Source organism: Erwinia sp. B116, assembly GCF_002865965.1.
Taxonomy (GTDB): Bacteria; Pseudomonadota; Gammaproteobacteria; order Enterobacterales; family Enterobacteriaceae; genus Erwinia.
The window spans coordinates 1-21194 of sequence record NZ_JRZZ01000007.1; the positions used below are offsets into that span (position 1 = coordinate 1).

The following is a 21194-nucleotide window of genomic DNA, read 5'->3' on the forward strand; positions in this document are numbered from 1 at the left end:
AAGACAGCAAAACAGTAGCTTACAAGGGAGGGCGCTGGCGAGCAGGTTAGCCGGGCGTATGCCGCACGGATGCGACATCCGAGCCTCCGGGGATGGATTGTTTTTTAAAGCCGGTTTTTGGGCTTTAAAAAATTAACGGCGCCCCGGCGTTCTGTCGCCAGCGGCCGAACCCGGCACCAGTATATGAAGCGATGCCTTTAAGACAGCAAAACAATAGCTTACAAGGAAGGGCGCTGGCGAGCAGGTTAGCCGGGCGTATGCCGCACGGATGCGGCATCCGAGCCTCCAGGGATGGATTGTTTTTTAAAGCCCGTTTTTTGGGCTTTAAAAAATTAACGGCGTCCCGGCGTTCTGTCGCCAGCGGCCGAACCCGGCGCATAAACAAAAAGCGATGCCCTTAAAACAGCAACGTGAATAGCCGCACCCGGCACCGATACGCTAAGCGATGCCCTTAAACAGCAACATCATAGCCAGAAGAGTAACCGATCTGAGAAAGGGATAAAAAACCCACTCAAGGTGGGTTTCGTCTTAATCACCAGCCGCAGCTTATCGCTGATTCAACCGGTAGTACGCCTCGTTCCAGCGCAGCGCATCGCGGAAGCCGTGCAGGGTGGTCTCCTCATCGATCACCACCACCTCAATACCGTGTAGCTCGGCGTACAGGCGCATATCCTCCACCGTCAGCGCCTGGCTGAACACCGTATGGTGCGCGCCGCCGCCGAGGATCCAGGCCTCCGACGCGGTCGCCAGCGACGGCTGCGCCTTCCACAGCGCGCGGGCCACCGGCAGCTTCGGCAGCGCCTGCGGCTGATCGATAGCATCCACCACGTTGACCAGCAGACGGAAGCGATCGCCGAGGTCAATCACGCTGGCGTTGACCGCACGGCCGGCCGGGGCAGAGAAGATCAAACGCGCCGGATCGGCCTTACCGCCGATGCCCAGCGGCTGCACATCGATCAGCGGCTTCGCCTCGCGGGCAATCGACGGGCACACCTCCAGCATATGTGAGCCGAGCACCAGATCGTTGCCCGGCGCAAAGTGATAAGTGTAATCCTCCATAAACGACGTACCACCCGGCCGGTCGCCCGCCATCACCTTGAAGATGTGCAGCAGCGCGGCGGTTTTCCAGTCACCTTCACCGGCAAAGCCGTAACCCTGCTGCATCAGGCGCTGTACCGCCAGCCCCGGCAGCTGGCTCATGCCGTGCAGGGTCTGGAAATTGGTGGTAAAAGCGCGGCAGCCTTCACCGTCGAGGAAACGTTTGATTCCCAGCTCAATGCGCGCCGCGTCCAGCACGTGCTGGCGCTTCTCGCCGCCCGCAGCCGCCACGGCGGAGAAGGTATAGCGGCTCTCATATTCATCGATCAGCGCGCTGACGTCGCCGTCCGACACCTGATTAACCACCTCAACCAGATCGCCCACGCCCCAGCCGTTGACCGAATAGCCAAACTGGATCTGTGCCGAAACCTTGTTACCTTCGGTCACCGCCACTTCCCGCATATTGTCGCCAAAGCGTGCCACCTTCAGCTGCTGGCTGGCCTGGAGCGCGGCGGCTCCGCGCATCCACTGCGCCACGCGCTGTTGCGTCGTGGCATCCTGCCAGTGGCCGGTCACCACCTGATGCGGCAGCCGCATCCGCGCGCCGATAAAACCGAACTCGCGGCCGCCGTGGGCGGTCTGGTTCAGGTTCATAAAGTCCATATCCATGGTGTCCCACGGGATCGCCGCGTTGAACTGGGTATGCAACTGCAACAGAGGTTTGGTCAGCACCGCCAGCCCGCCGATCCACATCTTGGCCGGCGAGAAGGTGTGCAGCCAGGTAATCACGCCCAGGCACTGGGTATCGTGGCTGGCGTCGCGGCACAGCGCCAGCGCCTCGTCCGGGCTCTTGACCAGCGGCTTCAGCCGCAGGGTGAAGGGCAGTGCGCCGCTCTGATTCAGGCCGTCGACCACCTGCTGACCGTGCTGCTCCACCTGGCGCAGGGTTTCCGCGCCGTATAAATGTTGGGTACCAATCACAAACCATACATGCTGGGACATAAAGACCACTCCTTAACTGACGGACGACGGTTGCGGGGCAAACTGTGGTTCAGCCAGTTCACACCATTCAAGGTAACGTTGATAAAGCTGTTGATAACGGGCCACGCGCGCGGCGTCGGGCTGCAGCGTGCGCTCAATCGGGCTGGCCATCGCGGCCTGTGCGGTAGGGATATCGGCATAGACGCCGGCGGCGACGGCGGCAAAAATGGCCGCCCCCAGCGCGCAGCACTCGTCGGAGGCGACGATATCCAGCGGGCGGTTCATCACGTCGCTGCACACCTGCATGATCACCGGTGATTTACGCGCGATGCCGCCGAGCGCCAGCACCTGCTCCACCGGAATATCCTGCTGCTCGAAGCACTCCATAATGGCGCGTGCGCCAAAGGCGGTGGCGGCGATAAAGCCGCCGAACAGCGTCGGGGCGTCGGTGCCGAGGTTCAGGTCGGTAATCACCCCCTTCAGGCGCTGGTTGGCAAACGGCGTGCGGCGGCCGTTAAACCAGTCCAGCACCACCGGCAGGTGATCGAGCTGCGGATCGGCGGCCCAGGCGGCGGTCAGCTGCTCCAGCAGCCCCTTCTGCAGCGCCTCCAGCTGCGGGCGCAGTTCGGGCTGTTGCACCGCCGCCTGCTGCAGCGGCCAGCCCAGCAGGCGGCTGAACCAGGCGTACATATCGCCAAACGCCGACTGGCCTGCTTCCATGCCGATCATTCCCGGCATCACGCTGCCGTCCACCTGGCCGCAGATGCCCTTAATCGCCCGCTCGCCCACGCGATCGGCGTCGGCGATCAGAATGTCGCAGGTGGAGGTGCCGATCACCTTGACCAGCGTATAGGGCTTCGCGCCCGCACCTACGGCGCCCATATGGCAGTCAAACGCGCCGCCGGAGAGGGTTACCGTCTGCGGCAGCCCGAGCCGTTCCGCCCACTCGGCGGTCAGCTGGCCGACCGGGCGATCGGCGGTCCAGGTATCGTTAAACAGCGGGTAGTCGAGATCGCGGGTCAGCAGCGGGTCCAGCGCCTCAAGGAAGCGCGCCTCCGGCAGCCCCTGCCACAGCGGGTGCCACAGCGACTTGTGCCCGGCGGCGCAGCGGCCACGTTTAAGAACTGCTGGGGCGGTGGTGCCGCTCAGCAGCGCCGGCACCCAGTCGCACAGCTCCACCCAGGAAGCGGCGGCCTCACGCACCGCGCCGTCGGCGCGGCTGACGTGCAGAATTTTCGCCCAGAACCACTCCGAGGAATAAATGCCGCCGATAAAGCGCGAGTAGTCGGCAAACTCGCCGCTGTGGCACAGGCGGGTAATCGCCTCCGCCTCTTCAATGGCGGTGTGATCCTTCCACAGCACAAACATCGCGTTGGGGTTATCGGCGAACTCCGGCCGTAGCGCCAGCACCCGGCCTTCACGGTCGATTGGGGCAGGGGTGGAGCCGGTTGAATCGACGCCGATGCCAACCACGCTGGCGCGTTGCGCGGGGCTTAATTGAGTGACAACGTCACGAATGGCCTGCTCCAGCGCGTCGATATAGTCCTGCGGATGGTGGCGAAACTGATTATCAGCCGGCCGGCAGTAGCGCCCGGCCTGCCAGCGCGGGTAGGCCACCACGTGTTTGGCCAGCTCGCGACCGCTGCGGCACTCCACCGCCAGCGCCCGCACCGAGTCGCTGCCAAAGTCGAGGCCGAGGGTAATCGCATCCTGATGCATAGGGGTTCTCCACAGACGAGAAAAGGTTGCCTCTATCCTGGAAAACCTGGGCGTAAGCCGTTAGGCATCGCTGGCTGCAAATATGCACTTTTCTGTCGTATCGACGGGTTATGTGACCGGCTTCAAATGTTACGTGGCGGTTAAAACGGCTGAATGCATGGACAAAATAGCTGTAATCCCGCGATGTGATAACGCTCTACAAATTATTTCTCCCCAGCGGCTAAAACTAGCGCATCCCCGCACCGTCAGGCCGTCGGCATCGGGATAACCTAATGTTTGCAGGCGTAAAAAATTTCGTTCATCCGATTGATACCGTTTACACAAACCCGCTGATGCGGGCACTGAGCCGGAGAGCCTCATGCACAAATTCACTAAAACGCTGGCCGCGATTGGTTTCGCCGCCGTTATGTCACAATCCGCTATCGCCGAAACCATGAAACTGGGCTTTCTGGTCAAGCAGCCGGAGGAGCCGTGGTTCCAGACCGAATGGAAATTCGCCGACAAGGCCGGTAAGGAACTGGGCTTTGAGGTGATTAAAATCGCCGTGCCGGACGGTGAAAAAACGCTGAACGCCATCGACAGCCTGGCCGCCAGCGGCGCGAAGGGCTTTGTGATCTGTACGCCGGACCCGAAACTCGGCTCGGCGATTATGGCCAAGGCGCGCAGCTATAACCTGAAGGTGATCGCCGTTGACGATCAGTTCGTCACCGCCAAAGGCAAACCGATGGACACCGTACCGCTGGTGATGATGGCGGCGACCAAAATCGGCGAGCGTCAGGGCCAGGAGCTGTACAAAGAGATGCAGAAGCGCGGCTGGGACGTGAAAGAGACCGCGGTGATGGCGATTACCGCCAACGAGCTGGACACCGCCCGTCGCCGCACCGGCGGCTCGATGGACGCGCTGAAGGCGGCCGGTTTCCCGGAGAAGCAGATCTACCAGATCCCGACCAAATCCAACGATATCCCCGGCGCGTTTGACGCCGGCAACTCGCTGCTGGTGCAGCATCCGGAAGTGAAAAACTGGCTGATCGTCGGTATGAACGACAACACCGTGCTGGGCGGCGTGCGCGCCACCGAGGGCCAGGGCTTTAAGGGCAGCAACGTGATCGGCATCGGCATCAACGGCGTTGACGCGGTCAGCGAGCTGTCGAAGGGCCAGGCCACCGGTTTCTACGGCTCGCTGCTGCCAAGCCCGGACGTGCACGGCTACCGCAGCATCAAGATGCTGCATGACTGGGTCACCAGCGGCACCGAGCCGGCGAAATTCACCGAAGTCACCGACGTGGTGCTGATCACCCGCGACAACTTTAAAGCCGAACTGGCGAAAAAAGGGCTGATGTAAGAGGGGGTGTGTGACCCTGTCACATTATGGCCGGGTCACACGCCAGCCGGTTTGCCCGGGGCCGGGCAGAACGGATAAAGCGCTTCAGCTGAACGCCTGCGCATCACGGCAGACGGTCAGCTGAAGCAATACGCAACGCGCGGCTATACAAGGCCGCGTCAGGTACCGGCGGGGCAACCCGCATTCTGGCTGGAGTGGTTATGCAACAACAACCTGCTTATCTCAGCTTTCACGGCATTGGCAAAACCTTTCCGGGCGTTAAGGCGCTGCAGGATATTGGCTTTGAGTGCCATGCCGGACAGGTGCACGCGCTGATGGGTGAGAACGGCGCCGGTAAATCGACGCTGCTGAAAATCCTCAGCGGCAGCTATCAGCCCAGCGCCGGTGAAATCCGCCTGCAGGGACAGCCGGTCAAATTCCCCACTACCGTGGCGGCGCTCAACGCCGGCGTGGCGATTATCTACCAGGAGCTGCACCTGGTGCCGGAGATGACCGTCGCCGAGAATATCTACCTCGGGCAGCTGCCCGCCCGCGCCGGGCTGGTGAACCACGCCCGCCTGCGCGCCGACGCGCGGGTGCAGCTGCAGGCGCTGGGCATGGATATCGACCCGGACCTGCCGCTGAAGTATCTCTCCCTCGGCCAGTGGCAGATGGTCGAGATCGCCAAGGCGCTCGCGCGCAACGCGCGGGTGATCGCCTTTGATGAACCGACCAGCTCGCTCTCCGCCCGCGAGATCGACCAGCTGTTTCGGGTGATCCGCCAGCTGCGCGCCGAAGGGCGGGTGGTGCTCTACGTCTCGCACCGCATGGAGGAGATTTTCGCCCTCAGCGACGCGATTACCGTGTTTAAGGATGGCCGCTACGTGCGCACCTTTACCGATATGGCCACCACCGACAACGACCAGCTGGTGCAGGCGATGGTCGGCCGCGACATCGGCGATATCTACGGCTACCGTCCGCGCCCGCACGGCGAGGTAAGGCTGCAGCTGGAGGCGGTGCAGGCGAAGGGCGTGCGCTGCCCGATCTCGTTCAGCGTGCGCGCCGGCGAGATCGTCGGCCTGTTTGGCCTGGTGGGTGCCGGGCGCAGCGAGCTGATGAAAGGCCTGTTCGGTGCCACCCGCCTGACGGGGGGCCAGCTGAAGCTTGACGGTGACAACGTCACGCTTCGCGAGCCGATTGAGGCAATCCGCGCCGGCATTATGCTCTGCCCGGAAGACCGCAAGGCGGACGGCATCATCCCGGTGCACTCGGTGCGCGACAACATCAACATCAGCGCGCGGCGCAACAACCTCACCGCCAGCGGGCTGATCGACAAACGCTGGGAAGCGCGCAACGCCGGTGAGCATATCAGGTCGCTGAAGATCCGTACCCCGTCGGCAGAGCAGCTGATTATGAACCTCTCCGGCGGCAACCAGCAGAAGGCGATCCTCGGCCGCTGGCTGTCGGAAGAGATGAAAGTGATCCTGCTCGACGAGCCGACGCGCGGCATCGACGTCGGTGCAAAAAACGAAATCTACCAGCTGATCTACGCGCTGGCCGAACGCGGCATTGCCGTGCTGTTTGCCTCCAGCGATCTGCCGGAGGTGATGGGGCTGGCCGACCGTATCCTGGTGATGCGCGAAGGCGAAATTGCCGGCGAACTGGCGCACGACGACGCCACCGAAGCCCTGACCCTCAGCCTTGCCATGCCTAAAACCGCCAAACCCGCCAGCCGGGTGGCCTGAATTCAGGAGTAAACTATGTCTGTAACCACGACCTCCGGCCCTGCGGCAGCGAAGCGTTTCAGCCTCGGGCGCATCTGGGACAACTTTGGCATGCTGGTGGTGTTCGCCGCGCTGTTTCTGGCCTGCACGCTGTTTGTGCCTAATTTCGCCAGCCTGATCAATATGAAGGGGCTGGGGCTGGCGATCTCAATGTCGGGCATGGTCGCCTGCGGCATGCTGTTCTGCCTCGCCTCCGGCGACTTTGACCTGTCGGTGGCCTCGGTGATCGCCTGCGCGGGCGTCACCTGCGCGGTGGTGATCAACCTCAGCGAAAGCCTGTGGATCGGCGTGGGGGCCGGGCTGCTGCTCGGCGTTGCCTGCGGCTTTGTGAATGGCTTTGTGATTGCTAAACTGAAGATCAACGCGCTGATCACCACCCTGGCAACCATGCAGATCGTGCGCGGTCTGGCCTATATTTTCTCCGACGGTAAGGCGGTGGGCATCGAAGACGAACGCTTCTTCGCCCTCGGTTACGCCAGCTGGCTGGGCGTACCGGCTCCGGTGTGGCTGACCATCATCACCCTGGCGCTGTTTGCCTTCCTGCTGAATAAAACCACCTTTGGCCGCAACACGCTGGCGATCGGCGGTAACGAAGAGGCGGCGCGGCTGGCCGGCGTGCCGGTGGTACGCACCCGCATTATCATCTTTATTCTCTCCGGACTGGTCTCCGCCGCGGCGGGCATTATCCTCGCCTCGCGCATGACCAGCGGCCAGCCGATGACCTCGCTGGGCTATGAGCTGATCGTGATCTCCGCCTGCGTGCTCGGCGGCGTGTCGCTGAAGGGTGGCATCGGTAAAATTTCCTACGTGATCGCCGGGGTACTGATCCTCGGCACCGTTGAAAACGCGATGAATTTACTCAATATCTCGCCGTTCTCACAGTACGTGGTGCGCGGTCTGATATTGTTAGCGGCGGTGGTCTTCGACCGCTACAAACAGAAAGCCAAACAGGCCTGATTAAGGAGGCGCTATGTATCATCGTCTGGCCCCGGTGGCGCAGTCCAACCCGCTGTTGCCCGGTTATCAGTTCGGTGCCTGGCTGGTAGCAGGACTGACGCCGATCGCCGCCGACGGGCCGCTCGACTTCTTTATCGACCGTCCGCACGGCATGAAGGGCTATATCCTTAACCTGACCATTAAGGGGCGCGGCCAGGTGTTTGACGGCGAAACCGAGTTTGACTGCGAGCCGGGCGATCTGCTGCTGTTTCAGCCGCAGACCCCGCACCTCTACGGCCGTTCGCCGGGCAGCGACGCCTGGCACCACCGCTGGGTCTACTTCCGCCCGCGCGCCTACTGGAACGACTGGCTGCAGTGGCAGGATAACGGCCAGGGGGTCGGCCGCCTGCGGCTGCCGGAGTCGCTGCGCGAGGAGTTTGACCGGCTGTTTGCCGGCATTGAGCAGACGCACAACTCCGGGCGGCGCTTTGCCGAAGAGCTGGCGATGAACCTGCTGGAGCGGCTGCTGCTGCGCGCGGTGGAGGAGGACCCGCGCAGCCATCAGCAGATCCGCGACGCGCGGGTGGTGGAGGCCTGCCAGTTTGTCACCCGCAACCTGGCGGCCGAGGTGAAAATTGAGGACGTGGCGAAGCACGTCTGCCTGTCGCCATCGCGCCTGGCGCACCTGTTCCGCGAACAGATGGGGGTTAATCTGCTGCGCTGGCGGGAAGATCAGCGGGTGATCCGCGCCCGGCTGCTGCTGCAGACCACTCAGGAGCCGATCGCCAGCATCGGCCGCGAGGTCGGCTACGACGATCAGCTCTACTTCTCACGGGTGTTCCGTAAGCGGGTCGGGGTCAGCCCCAGCGACTTCCGCCGCCGCAGCCTCGACGCGCACGATGCGCTGGTGGCACAGGAGACCTGGCACCCGCCGCGCCGGGTGAATGAAGGCTAAACCTGACGATCCGCCACGCGTTTGCGGATCGCCGCTTTTTCGGCGTCGCTGAGGAAGGCGATCTTCAGACCGTTTTCCTGCGCGGTGCGTATCTGCTGCTGGCTCAGGCCGGCGGCCGGGGCGGCCACCCGGTACTCGTGGCCGATCTCAATGCCCTGAACCGCCGGATCGTCGGTGTTGATGGTCGCCAGAATGCCGTGATCGAGGAACGCCTTCAGCGGGTGCTGCGCCAGCGAGGCGACGGTGCTGGTCTGAATGTTCGAGGTCAGGCAGGACTCCATCCCGATGCCGTGTTCGGCCAGGTAGTCCATCAGCGCCGGGTCGGTAATCGCCTTCACGCCGTGGCCGATGCGCTCGGCGCCCAGCTCACGGATCGCCTGCCAGATGCTCGCCGCGCCTGCCGCTTCACCGGCGTGTACGGTAATACGCAGCCCGGCGTCACGCGCGCGGGTAAAGTGGCTGAGGAAACGCTCGCCGGGGAAGCCCAGCTCGTCACCGGCCAGGTCCAGCGCGGTAATGCCGCTGCGGTGCGCCAGCAGCGCGTCCAGCTCGCGCAGGCAGGCGTCTTCGCCGAAGGTGCGGCTCATAATCCCTGTCAGGCGCACGTCGATATTGTGCTTCGCCACGCCGGCTTTAATGCCGTCGATCACCGCTTCCACCACGCCCGCTACCGGCAGGTTGTGGGTCATCGCCATATAACCGGGGGAGAAGCGCAGCTCGGCGTAGTCGATGCCGGCGTGCGCCGCGTCTTCGACGTTCTCCAGCGCCACCCGGCGGCAGGCGTCGAGCGAACCCAGCACCTTCACGCCCCAGTCCAGCTTGTTCAGGAAGCTGACCAGGTCCGGCTCGGTCTCCATCACCTGCACGTGCGGGCGAAGCTGCTCCAGCGTGCTGGCGGGCAGGGTCAGATTAAACTCACGGCCTAAATCGAGGATGGTCTGTGCGCGGATATTGCCGTCAAGATGGCGATGAATATCGGTAAGGGGCAGCTGGGAATCGATCATGTCGGCACTCTTTTTATGTGATTAATTAAGTGCAGAGCATTATAAAAACTCTTTGCGCAACAATACCAGCAAATTGCGCAACGGCTGGCCTGATTGCTGGATTAATCGGCGGAATAAGACGGCTTGCCGGCTTAATAAGGTTATCAGCTACTGTGTTAAGTTCCATACAAGTCGCTTAAAGTTTAGGTGTACATCCCCCTAAGCGTCGGCAGCAAGCTGCCGGCGCTAAGGCCCCGGAAATCACGCCCTTCACGTCGCAAGCGCCGTAAAGCCCGCTCACCGGGGTTGACGGGATTACCTGAGATTCTTCGTTGCAGAACGCTTGTCAGGCCTGGCAGGGAGAGGGTATGGGCGGCAGGCATTTACAGCCCTGTAACCGGCTACGCCGGGCGTACGGCGCCGTTTAAGCTCTTAACTATATGCAAGTTCATTTGGCGCCTCCATGCCGCTGACGCGGCATACAGAAGGCAGGTTGTGCATACCTGCCTGGCTTGAGGGCACAACACTCAGCGGAGGATTGAATTACAATCCGTTATACATATGCCTTTAAGTGAATGTGTTTTTGCTCTATGCTCTTGAACAGATCTCTGGATTTCCCTGAGCCGTGAGGAAACATGTTAGCTCTGACTTCACTACAACTGTTTAAAAGCCTTTCAGACGAAACACGCCTGACGCTGGTGCTGCTTCTCAAAGAAAAGGGAGAACTCTGTGTGTGTGAACTCACAGGGGCACTGAAACTACCTCAGCCTAAAATTTCACGCCACCTAGCAATGCTCCGATCCAGCGGATTACTCAGCGACCGACGGGACGGAAAGTGGATCCATTACCGCCTGTCACCACACATGCCAGTATGGGCGGCTTCTGTCATCGAGCAGGCGTGGCTGAGCCAGCGTGACGAAATTCGTGAACTGGCCGGTCATACGCAGCTGGATCATGCCACAACCAACGGCAGGGCTGTCTGCCTGTAAAAAAATTTACTCAAACACATTCATTTTAACGAATGTGTTTGAAGGCTTTCAAGACTTAAAAACGGAGGTAGCATGCTGCTGGCAGGTGCAATTTTTATTTTTACATTGATACTCGTTATCTGGCAGCCACGCGGGCTCAGTATCGGATGGAGCGCAGTTGCCGGAGCCGCGCTGGCGCTGGTAACCGGTGTGGTTCATATCGGTGATATTCCCGTGGTCTGGCAGATTGTCTGGAACGCAACGGCCACGTTTATTGCGGTGATCATCATCAGTCTGTTGCTGGATGAATCAGGATTTTTTGAGTGGGCGGCGCTGCACGTAGCTCGCTGGGGCGGCGGCAGCGGAAAGATGCTTTTCACCTATATTGTATTGCTGGGAGCGGCGGTAGCAGCGCTGTTTGCTAATGATGGCGCGGCGCTGATCCTGACACCGATCGTGATTGCTATGCTGCTCGCACTCGGATTCAGCCGGGGTGCAACGCTGGCGTTCGTGATGGCGGCGGGATTTATCGCTGATACATCAAGCCTCCCGCTAATCGTGTCTAACCTGGTCAATATCGTCTCAGCTGATTTTTTCCATCTGGGATTCAGCGATTATGCTTCGGTCATGGTGCCGGTCAATATCGCTTCGGTGCTGGCGACTCTTGCCATGCTGCACCTGTTTTTCCGCAGGGAGATCCCCGCGCAGTATGATGAGGCTAAGCTCAGAACGCCGCGTGAGGCCGTTCGTGATATCAGCACCTTCCGCGCCGGATGGGTAGTCCTCGTTCTGCTGCTGGCGGGGTTCTTTGCGCTCGAGCCGCTCGGCGTGCCGGTCAGTCTGGTTGCAGCCATTGGTGCGCTGATCCTCTGGCTGGTCGCACGGCGCGGCCATGTGATCGATACCCACATAGTGCTGCGCAACGCCCCCTGGCAGATAGTGGTGTTTTCACTTGGCATGTATCTGGTGGTCTACGGACTGCGTAATGCCGGACTGACGGAATATCTGACCAGGCTGCTTAACGATTTTGCCACTTCCGGTGTATGGGGGGCGGCGATGGGAACCGGATATCTCACCGCACTCCTCTCATCAGTCATGAACAACATGCCAACGGTGCTGATTGGTGCACTTTCCATTGATGCCAGCGCTGCGCAGGGTGTCGTGCGTGAGGCAATGATTTACGCCAACATCATCGGCTGCGATCTTGGACCGAAAATCACGCCGATTGGCAGCCTGGCAACGCTGCTGTGGCTGCACGTACTGTCACAGAAAAACATCCGCATCAGCTGGGGCTACTACTTCCGGGTCGGCATCGTCATGACGCTGCCGGTACTGACCGTTACGCTTGCAGCGCTCGCGCTGCGCCTGTCTGTCTGATGATAATCCGGGGCGGCGTATGCAGCCCCATTTCACGAGGTTTTACCATGTCTGACATCACTATTTATCACAATCCCGCCTGCGGCACCTCGCGTAATACGCTGGCGCTGATCCGCAACAGCGGTGCGGAACCTACCGTTATTCATTACCTTGAAACTCCACCTGAACGTGAAACTCTGCAGGCGCTGATTGAAGCGATGGGAACCGGCGTGCGGGCGCTGCTGCGTAAAAACACTGATCCCTATGAACAACTGGGACTCGCCAGCGACAGCTTTTCTGATGAACAGCTGCTGGATGCCATGCTGGCTAACCCGATTCTGATCAATCGTCCGATAGTGGTGACGCCGTTGGGAACGAAGCTTTGCCGCCCTTCCGAAGTTGTGCTGGACATTCTGCCTGCCCCGCAGAAAGGCCCATTCACCAAGGAAGATGGTGAAGTGGTGATTGACGCGGACGGTATACGCGTCAACCAGTAATCAGACATAATGAAAAGGAAAACCGGCGTAACGCCGGTTTTTTTCAGATGCTGCGCTGGTTAACTCTGGCTGAGAGCTGCTCCGCGCTCTCCTTTCTCTCGCTGTAGCGATCGGTCAGATAATCGCTGCGACCGCGCGTCAGAACAGTGAACTTTATCAATTCCTCCATCACGTCCACGATGCGCTCGTAATATGCCGAGGGCTTCATCCGTCCCGCTTCGTCGAATTCCGCCCAGGCTTTTGCCACGGAGGACTGGTTAGGGATGGTGATCATGCGCATCCAGCGGCCAAGAATGCGCATCTGGTTAACCGCGTTAAATGACTGAGAGCCGCCGCTGACCTGCATCACCGCCAGCGTTTTGCCCTGCGACGGCCGCACCGCTCCGGTTGAAAGTGGGATCCAGTCAATCTGCGCTTTCATCACGCCGGTCATTGCGCCATGGCGCTCTGGTGAACACCACACCATGCCTTCAGACCACAGCACCAGTTCGCGCAGTTCAGTAACTTTAGGGTGTGTTTCAGGGGCGTCGTCGGGAAGTGGCAGCCCGGATGGATTGAAAATCCTGACTTCAGCGCCCATCGCCGTCAGCAGGCGGGCAGCTTCTTCCGTGGATAACCGGCTGAAAGAGCGTTCGCGAACTGAACCGTACAGCATCAATATACGCGGGGCGTGGGCTGGCTCGTCAGTGGCCAGTTTTGCGGTTGTAATCGGTGCATCAAGCAGATCAGCATCGATATTGGGTAGCGTCATATCCATCAGATTCATTCGGTTCTCTCTGTTAACTTTGTTGGCAGGGTCAGGCTACATCCATTATCCCCGCTGCAGCACTCCTCGACGAGAAAGGCCAGCAACTGCTCCAGTCGCTCATACTGTGGCAGACAAAACAGCGTGCGGCCCTGACGATCCTGACGGATAAGCCCGACAGATATCAGCGCTGAAAGGTGATGGCTAAGCGTTGATGCTGGTATATCCAGCTGCTTCTGTAAATCACCGACCGGCAGTCCGCGGTGTCCGGCCTTAACCAGCATTTTGTAAACGGCCAGCCTCGTAGGATGGCCGAGCTCTTTTAACGCGCTGGCTGCAATGTCCAGGTCCATAATACCTCTTTAAACTATATTTCCAGAATAATGGAATTATTATAGCCAATATACGTACTTCTGATGTTAAATAATCAGTATGGAAACGTCTGCTGAGCACTGCACGTTAAAACTGCAGATGAAACAGGCCTAACGTAGGATCGTTTTTGGTTTTCCCACAAATTTGTATATCAGGCTGTCTCGAGGCCTCAGCCGGTGAACGAAAATTCTCTGCCTGAACATAGCACCCCGTAACACCAGTGAACCAGTTTCCGCATCAGGGCGCCAATCGCCACCATTTTAGGCTTGCCCCGGAGGCACAGCTGATCATAGATATTACGCATCCTGGGGTTATGAGTTTTTCCACACAGCGCAGACAGGTAGAGTCTGGCCCGGAGTTGTGGCGGACCTATCTTAGACATTCTTGCCTGCCCCCGCACTGACGTTCCTGACCGTTTCTCGACCGGTACTACGCCCAGGTAAGATGCTGCCTGCTCTGCCGATTTAAAGTCATGACTTCGCAACACAACCAGCATGTGGGTACCCAGCTGTGGGCCAACAGACTTAATAGACGTCAAAAGTTCATAATCACGCTTAAGGTCAGGATGTGCCAGAATATGCCTGGTGACGAGTTTTTCGGTATCCTTCACCTCCTGCATCAGTACCTGCAACATGTGTAGCGATGAGCTGATTACTTCTGCCGGCGTGTCGGTGCTCTCGTACTTTTCCATACGATTTTTTTCCCGGACGACATCGCTGACCAGAACATCACGGCGACGAAGGAGCGCTTTAAGGTGGCGTATCTCGGGGGCCGGGGGTATCCATCGGTGCGGTTTTTTAAGCAGTGCATAGCATGCCAGCATGTATGCATCCACCTTATCCGTTTTAGTCAGGATCCCCAACCCCCGGGCAAATTCACGGCTGCGATGGGGATTGGCCAGCGACACATATCCACCGGCGTCATGCAGCGCCGTGGCCAGTTTTTCGTGACAGACACCCGTGGCTTCCATCACAAAGTGAATGTCTTCCGGCCCGCAATGCTGACGCCTGAGCCAGGCAAAGATAGCGAGTGAAGCACTGCTATCATTCTTGATCTTCTTCGTTTTAATTCGACCCTGCATGCCGTCATACAGCATGCACAGGTCCAGCGTCGCTTTACTTACGTCTATGCCTACAGGAAACATAATCATTCTCCTCTCACATTAACCGTCACGCCTGTTCGCCTTGTTCATTCGGAGTCGAGCTCCCGGTAACCGTTCAACGTACTGTGCTGGCGTGAAAGGGGAAGCAGAGGCCTGTTAGCTGCAAAGCAAGATTCAGTTACTGAGATAACTGATCTTCAGGGAAGGGCCAGGCGCATTCTGCTTCCGTGTAGTGGTAGCTAATCACTACCTAATGTTAGATACAAGGGAGGGGGAGCGGAGGGTGCTACAGGGCTAAAGCGTGCGAACGATCGCGTCGATCCGAATCGATCGGCTGCGGTACAGAGTCTGGAGCGGGTAACGGCGGAGAGTAAAGCAGGGCACCCGAGGGTGCCCTTAATTATGGAGGTTACTCGGACAGCGAAGGCGCTGCCATTCCGCCGCCCAGCATATAGCGGGTGAGGAACTGCTCCAGCGGCATTTTCTCGCCGTTCATTGTTACCTGGCCGTTAGCGTACTGCAGGCTGGTGATGATGTTGTCATCCTGCTGCGTGGTCAGGCGGAACATCTGGCCCATCGCCGCCAGGCCTTTCACCTGCTGCTCGGCCAGTTTGGCCGCATCTTCCTGCGAATGACCTTCGCCCAGCGCGGCGCGGGTCATCAGCTCGGTGGCCATCGGCATTGAGATGGTCAGCTTGCTGTCCAGCGACTTGAGTACGCTGTCCAGACGCTGTGCCGGATCGTCGGCCGGTGGGGTGCCCGGCGTCGGCTCTTTAAACTGGGTGTTCAGGTTAAAGCTGCTCTCGCCCTTGTCGTTTTTCAGGCTGAACGGTGCGATAGACACCGACGGGCTGCCTTTCAGCAGCTGCGGCAGGTTAGCCATCAGCAGTTCGCTGACGCGCTGCTGATACAGCGCCGGGTCGTTCGCGACCGCCGGATCGTTGCCCAGCGCCTGCACCTGACTGTTGTAGTTAGCGGAGAACGCTTTCATCGCCTTACCGTCAAAGTCGGCCAGCTTAACCACCAGCTTGCCCTGGCCAAAGTCCTGGCCCTGCAGCTTGAGGCTATCGAGGGTATAGGCCACTTCACCGCCGACGCGGTTATCTTTCGAGTCGAAGTTAGAAGTACCGTTCAGCCCTTCCAGCGCCAGCACGTCTTTACCGGATACGGCGGTGGTGAAGCTTTTCAGCGCCACCTTCTGATCGCCGATGCGCAGGCCTTCTTCGCTCAGCTTGCTGTTGGCGTCAAAGGTCAGACCGTTTACGGTAAACAGCATCGGCATATCCAGCTGATTTTTGCTGCTCAGCGCCACGCTCTTGATATCGGCGTTGATATCAACCTTATCGCCCTTGTCGTCGGCGCTGATGTCCAGCGTGCCGCCTTCAAAGGCAAAGCGCTCGTGGGTCTGCACGTTGTTGTAATCCACCGGCAGCAGCTGAATGCGCGAGTCGGTGTTGCCGCCGTAGCCGATGCGGGTTTCCGCCTGCACCACCGATTTACCCTGCGCCATCTCAAACAGCTTCTTCACCGCGTCGGTGTTTTCCAGCTCGCTGTGTACCGAAGCCATCGACGGCAGCAGATTGAATTTTTTCAGCTGTGCCAGCGGGAACGGACCGTGGTCGATAGTCTCTTTAAAAACTACGCTCTGGCCCGGCTTCAGCAGGGAGTTATCTTCGGTTTGCGAGCTTGACTGCAGCACAAAGCGGGCGGAACTGCTGAACAGACCACGCTGATAGTCCTGGTAGCTCAGCTGCAGGCGGCTTTCCGGCGCGGCCTCGGCGATTTTCGCATTTGCGTCGGCAACCACCTGGTCCATATGCTTTTCCAGCTGCTTACCGGTCAGCCATGCGCCACCGGTCCACACCACGCCCAGCGCAATCACCACGCCTACTGCAATCCTGGTTTTCTTCATCGGTAATGTCATCCTTTCTAGTCACCATCGCCGGAGCTGTCTCGCATCTCCGGCGGCCAGTTGTCTGGCGAATAAAAAAACGCCGGAACGGCGTTTTTCCTCTGCTTCGCTACTCAGCTTAGCAATAATGTGCGCTGGCGTCAGCCGCGCGCGTTGAGATCGTTGAACGCGCGCGCCACCCGGCCACTGCCCGTGACGCTTAACGGTGACTCGCTGGCGGCGATAAACGCCGACTCGCCCGGCAGCAGACGCAACGTCTGGCCGCCCGTGCTCAGCACGGCCTCGCCTTCGATGCAGAACAGGATCGCCGCGCTCTGCTGGCTGACGCTCAGCGGTTCAGCGCTCAGGCGGTGGATGGCAAAGGCAAAATCGGCCACCGGGATCGGGAAGTTCTGCGTCTGACCGTCGTCCTGTGGCTCAGTCAGCAGGGTGTCTGCGGCGCGGGAAACAAACTGCAGGTTATCCAGCAGCTCCGGCACGTCGATATATTTTGGCGTCAGCCCGGCGCGCAGCACGTTATCGGAGTTGGCCATAATCTCCAGCGCCACGCCGTTCAGGTAGGCGTGCGGCGTTTCGGCAAACAGGAACATCGCCTCGCCCGGCTGCAGCTCAATGACGTTCAGCAGCAGCGGAGAGAACAGGCCACTGTCGTCCGGGTAGACCCCGGCGATCTGCGCGATGGTCTGCCAAGGCTGGCCCTGTTCGGTTTTCAGCGCCGCGCGCAGCACCGTCAGCGCCTGCAGCTTTTCCGCGTCCTGCATTGAGAGCAGGGCGGCAAACAGCTGTGCCAGCTGCTCTGCGTCCGGCTGCGCCAGGAAGGCGACAATCGCCGGGTGGGCATCCGCTACCGGCTGCAGCAGCGCGGCGATCTCCGCCAGCGGGCGGAAGCCGTTAATGGCGCTGAACGGCGTCAGCGCGTAAACCAGCTCCGGCTTATGGTTGGCGTCTTTATAGTTGCGGTGGGCGGCGTCCAGCGGAATGCCGGCGGCGTTTTCACGGGCAAAGCCGAGCTCTGCGGCCGCTTTGCTTGGGTGTACCTGAATCGACAGCGGCTGAGCGGCGCACAGCACCTTAAACAGGAACGGCAGCTCGCCAAAGCGCTGCGCCACCTGTGCGCCCAGCTGTGCAGGCTGGTCGGCGTTAATCACCTCGCGCAGTGAACGCGTCTCCCCCCCGACCACCACCGATGACGGGCTCTTCGGGTGCGCGCCCATCCACAGCTCGGCCTGCGGCAGGCCCTGCGGATTGGCAATGCCGTACAGCTCGTTGAGCGCGGTGGTGCTTCCCCAGGCATAATTCTGCACGGTATTGAGTAGTTTTTGCATGATCGGTGTAATTCATCCTTGTAACGATGCGGGCAGGGCCGCTATTAAACCAGAAAAGGCGATCGGAATGACACCGGGATCCCCCGTAAAATCAGGCAGATCAAATCTGATGGCATTTCCTTTCTATTACATCAGCTTACAAAAGAAGTTTCGTCCGGTCTATGCTCTAATTCTGAATCCTGGCCAGGATAAGTGCCAGCAGACTGATTCTGGTTAAGGGATCGCCACTTATCCGGGCGTGCTGCCGGGAAGGCGACGGGGATGTTTTTGTGATCGCAAAGACAATCTGATGCAATAAATGCGAATGAGTCGCATAATCTTTTGCTGCGGACTGTAAACTGATTGCCGCGCCCGCTGCCGCAACCCGGCAGAGCAGGGCTATGATTAATCATAATGATTGCGCTAAAGGAGAGAGTAATGGTTGCCAACCGCATTGAAAAAGACTCAATGGGCCCGATTGAGGTACCGGCTGACAAACTGTGGGGCGCGCAGACGCAGCGCTCCCTGGAACACTTTCGCATTTCCACGGAAAAAATGCCCGTCGAACTGGTCTACGCGCTGGCGCTGACCAAGCGCGCGGCGGCGAAGGTCAACAGCGACCTCGGGCTGCTGCCGGCAGAACGCGCTAACGCCATCGTCAGCGCGGCCGACGAAGTGCTGGCCGATAAGCACGGCGGTGAATTTCCGCTGGCGATCTGGCAGACCGGCTCCGGCACGCAAACCAATATGAATATGAACGAGGTGCTGGCCAACCGCGCCAGCGAGATCCTCGGCGGCGAGCGCGGCATGTCGCGGCTGGTGCACCCGAACGACGACGTTAACAAGAGCCAGAGCTCCAACGACGTGTTCCCGACTGCGATGCACGTGGCGGCGGTGGTGGCGGTAAAAGAGCACCTGATCCCGCAACTGCATGTGCTACAAAAAACGCTGAACGATAAGGCTGAAGCCTTTAAAGACGTGGTGAAGATTGGCCGTACCCACCTGCAGGACGCCACGCCGCTGACGCTTGGCCAGGAGATCTCCGGCTGGGTGGCGATGCTGGCCCACAACCTCAAACATATTGAACAGAGCCTGCCGCACGTGGCGGAGCTGGCGCTGGGCGGCACCGCGGTGGGCACCGGCCTGAATACCCACCCGGAATACGCCGTGCGCGTGGCGGAAGAGCTGGCCGTGCTGACCAAACAGCCGTTTGTCACCGCGCCCAACAAATTTGAAGCGCTGGCCACCTGCGACGCGCTGGTCCATGCCCACGGCGCGCTGAAAGGGCTGGCGGCCTCGCTGATGAAAATCGCAAACGACGTGCGCTGGCTCTCCTCCGGCCCGCGCAGCGGCATCGGCGAACTGAGTATTCCCGAAAACGAACCGGGCAGCTCGATCATGCCGGGCAAAGTGAACCCGACCCAGTGCGAAGCGCTGACCATGCTCTGCTGCCAGGTGCTGGGCAACGACGTGGCGGTCAACATCGGCGGTGCCTCCGGCAACTTCGAACTGAACGTGTTCCGCCCGATGGTGATTCACAACTTCCTGCAGTCGGTGCGCCTGCTGGCCGACGGTATGGACAGCTTTAACCACCACTGCGCGGTCGGCATCGAGCCTAACCGCGACCGCATCACCCAGCTGCTTAACGACTCGCTGATGCTGGTTACCGCGCTGAACACCCATATCGGCTATGACAAAGCGGCCGAGATTGCCAAGAAGGCACACAAGGAAGGCTCTACGCTGAAAGCCGCTGCGCTTAAGCTGGGGTATCTGACCGAAGCCGAGTTTGATGCCTGGGTTAAGCCGGAGGAGATGGTGGGGAGTCTTAAGATCTGATTAGCTTAAGTCTGTCAGTCTGTCAGTCTGTCAGTCTGTCAGGCTGGGAGTTAGTCAGTTAGTCAGTTAGTCAGTTAGTCACTCAGCCAGCGGCTTAGTTTTAATCGATAATCCGCAAACGTTGGCTGAGGGCACACTAAGCATTAAAGCCGGCGTCAGTAACCTGGCGCCGAAATTTTCTAAAAACTCAACTACCCCGCAGGGGACGCGATGCCTGGCAAATCCCACAGGCGAAACAGCAGCGTAATCAGCCAGAACCGCTTTCCTTACCTATAAGTGAACGTAATTCGCTGGCTGGGCTACAGACAGGTTCCCTTCGTACATAGCTTCTTCATTAAGTTTGCCGTATAAATAACCACTTGTGGTTTTAAACGCCGGTAAGCCAAGAGAACAGCATGTCCAGACCGACAGAACTCTATGTTCAGCATCTGCTTGATGTCGATGATATTCCTGCTGAAAATCGCTATCTGGAGATCGCTAAAAATCTGGAGTGTTACGGCATAACGGTGGCAGATGACCGCCGGCCGGAAGAGATCGTTGCCCGGCACAAAACCATTTCCGGCATCAACTGTGACTTCTGCAGCGCAACGGGTTCACGCAATATCACCACCTTTGACCCGCATAAATCGCCAAAGCCCTCGCTCTACTTTTCCGTTCTGCTGGAGGGCGATCAGTCTATTCGTGGGATGAAAAAGTCAGCCCACGCCAGGGTCAGCCAGGGCACGCTGAACGTTCATCAGCGTAATGATTATTACACCTATGAAAGCAATGACGTGAATCAGGTCTATCTGATCCCGGATATTGAGATCGTTAACGGCATATTTAATGGCAGGCTCACCAACCCGACGGTTTCGCTGGAAAATCATCCGCTGATGCCGTTTATGAAATCACATATGCTGCTGTTACATCAACAGGGAGCCTTACTCAACGTCAAACAGGCGTCGGTAATTCTGGATGGCCTGCACAATATGGCAATGCTGATGCTAACGGATGTGGCGAAGGAAAAGGGGTTGATTTCATCAGGTGCGCTTAGCCACATTTACAACGCGGCCCGATCCTGGATCGAACAGAACTATCATCTGCAGGCGCTCAATCCAGACCAGATTTCAACCGTTCTGCGCTATTCACGTTCCAGCCTGGACAGGGCGTTTAAAGAGCAGGGGACGACGGTGATGGCAACGATAAAAGATCTGCGTTTAACCAAAGCAAAAGCTCTGCTGGAAAACCACCCGCATCTGCGTATTGATCGGGTCGCATGGGAGTGTGGTTTCAGTAATCAGTTTATCTTCAGTAAGAATTTCCGGGAGAAGTACCATATGCCGCCTAAAGTCTGGCGTGACAATTTTGGCGGGACATAATCCTTACTCAAAACGGTAAACCCTTGC

The 21194-nt window shown here is 59.1% G+C and carries 17 protein-coding genes; 9 read left to right on the forward strand and 8 right to left on the reverse strand.

From position 1 onward, the window contains the following. Positions 1-546 precede the first annotated feature (546 nt). Together araA and NV64_RS07190 are read right to left on the reverse strand one after the other, a co-directional pair. Positions 547-2040, reverse strand: a complete 1494-nt coding sequence (gene araA, locus NV64_RS07185; protein ID WP_056241567.1) for an L-arabinose isomerase — start codon at positions 2038-2040, stop codon at positions 547-549. Between the two features lie 12 nt (positions 2041-2052). Continuing rightward, positions 2053-3738 carry a ribulokinase gene (locus NV64_RS07190; RefSeq protein WP_101505616.1) on the reverse strand — a complete coding sequence of 562 codons (1686 nt, stop codon included), beginning with the start codon at positions 3736-3738 and terminating at the stop codon, positions 2053-2055. A gap of 358 nt (positions 3739-4096) precedes the next feature. On the opposite strand from NV64_RS07190, the gene NV64_RS07195 reads away from it, so the two are divergent. From NV64_RS07195 to araC, 4 genes are all read left to right on the forward strand, one after another. Continuing rightward, entirely contained in the window at positions 4097-5080 is a 984-nt protein-coding gene (locus NV64_RS07195; RefSeq protein WP_056241562.1) for an arabinose ABC transporter substrate-binding protein, read from the forward strand. A 200-nt stretch (positions 5081-5280) separates the two neighbouring features. After that, the gene (gene araG, locus NV64_RS07200; RefSeq protein WP_101505617.1) at positions 5281-6804 is read left to right on the forward strand and encodes an L-arabinose ABC transporter ATP-binding protein AraG; all 1524 of its coding nucleotides are present in this window, start codon (positions 5281-5283) and stop codon (positions 6802-6804) included. A 15-nt stretch (positions 6805-6819) separates the two neighbouring features. After that, positions 6820-7800, forward strand: coding sequence for an L-arabinose ABC transporter permease AraH (araH, locus tag NV64_RS07205; protein ID WP_056241558.1), 981 nt, complete (start codon positions 6820-6822; stop codon positions 7798-7800). 13 nt (positions 7801-7813) lie between these two features. Further along, positions 7814-8734 carry an arabinose operon transcriptional regulator AraC gene (gene araC, locus NV64_RS07210; RefSeq protein WP_056241554.1) on the forward strand — a complete coding sequence of 307 codons (921 nt, stop codon included), beginning with the start codon at positions 7814-7816 and terminating at the stop codon, positions 8732-8734. On the opposite strand, the gene add is transcribed toward araC, so the two are convergent. Next, the gene (add, locus tag NV64_RS07215; protein ID WP_101505618.1) at positions 8731-9738 is read right to left on the reverse strand and encodes an adenosine deaminase; all 1008 of its coding nucleotides are present in this window, start codon (positions 9736-9738) and stop codon (positions 8731-8733) included. The genes araC and add overlap by 4 nt on opposite strands. A 614-nt stretch (positions 9739-10352) precedes the next feature. Here add and NV64_RS07225 point away from each other — a divergent pair. From NV64_RS07225 to arsC, 3 genes are all read left to right on the forward strand, one after another. Continuing rightward, complete coding sequence (locus NV64_RS07225) at positions 10353-10706, forward strand: metalloregulator ArsR/SmtB family transcription factor (protein WP_056241548.1); 354 nt, start codon at positions 10353-10355, stop codon at positions 10704-10706. A gap of 72 nt (positions 10707-10778) precedes the next feature. Continuing rightward, positions 10779-12062, forward strand: coding sequence for an arsenic transporter (locus NV64_RS07230; RefSeq protein WP_101505620.1), 1284 nt, complete (start codon positions 10779-10781; stop codon positions 12060-12062). Between the two features lie 47 nt (positions 12063-12109). Further along, on the forward strand, positions 12110-12538 hold the full coding sequence (arsC, locus tag NV64_RS07235; protein WP_056241541.1) for an arsenate reductase (glutaredoxin): 429 nt from the start codon (positions 12110-12112) through the stop codon (positions 12536-12538). A gap of 43 nt (positions 12539-12581) precedes the next feature. Here the strand turns inward: arsC and arsH are convergent, their stop codons facing one another. The 5 genes from arsH to manA form a co-directional block, all read right to left on the reverse strand. Then, positions 12582-13304: an arsenical resistance protein ArsH gene (gene arsH / locus NV64_RS07240; RefSeq protein ID WP_101505621.1), complete on the reverse strand. Its 723-nt coding sequence runs from the start codon at positions 13302-13304 to the stop codon at positions 12582-12584. Then, complete coding sequence (locus tag NV64_RS07245) at positions 13301-13636, reverse strand: helix-turn-helix transcriptional regulator (RefSeq protein ID WP_056241537.1); 336 nt, start codon at positions 13634-13636, stop codon at positions 13301-13303. The genes arsH and NV64_RS07245 overlap by 4 nt, the downstream gene beginning before the upstream one ends. A 188-nt stretch (positions 13637-13824) precedes the next feature. Then, complete coding sequence (locus NV64_RS07250) at positions 13825-14799, reverse strand: IS110 family transposase (protein WP_056241533.1); 975 nt, start codon at positions 14797-14799, stop codon at positions 13825-13827. Between the two features lie 367 nt (positions 14800-15166). Further along, complete coding sequence (locus NV64_RS07255; RefSeq protein WP_056241532.1) at positions 15167-16669, reverse strand: YdgA family protein; 1503 nt, start codon at positions 16667-16669, stop codon at positions 15167-15169. A 140-nt stretch (positions 16670-16809) separates the two neighbouring features. Further along, positions 16810-17994: a mannose-6-phosphate isomerase gene (gene manA, locus NV64_RS07260; protein WP_101505622.1), complete on the reverse strand. Its 1185-nt coding sequence runs from the start codon at positions 17992-17994 to the stop codon at positions 16810-16812. Between the two features lie 417 nt (positions 17995-18411). On the opposite strand from manA, the gene fumC reads away from it, so the two are divergent. Together fumC and NV64_RS07270 are read left to right on the forward strand one after the other, a co-directional pair. Further along, positions 18412-19809, forward strand: a complete 1398-nt coding sequence (gene fumC / locus NV64_RS07265; protein ID WP_056241527.1) for a class II fumarate hydratase — start codon at positions 18412-18414, stop codon at positions 19807-19809. Between the two features lie 395 nt (positions 19810-20204). Next, positions 20205-21167: an AraC family transcriptional regulator gene (locus NV64_RS07270; protein ID WP_101505623.1), complete on the forward strand. Its 963-nt coding sequence runs from the start codon at positions 20205-20207 to the stop codon at positions 21165-21167. Positions 21168-21194 lie beyond the last annotated feature (27 nt).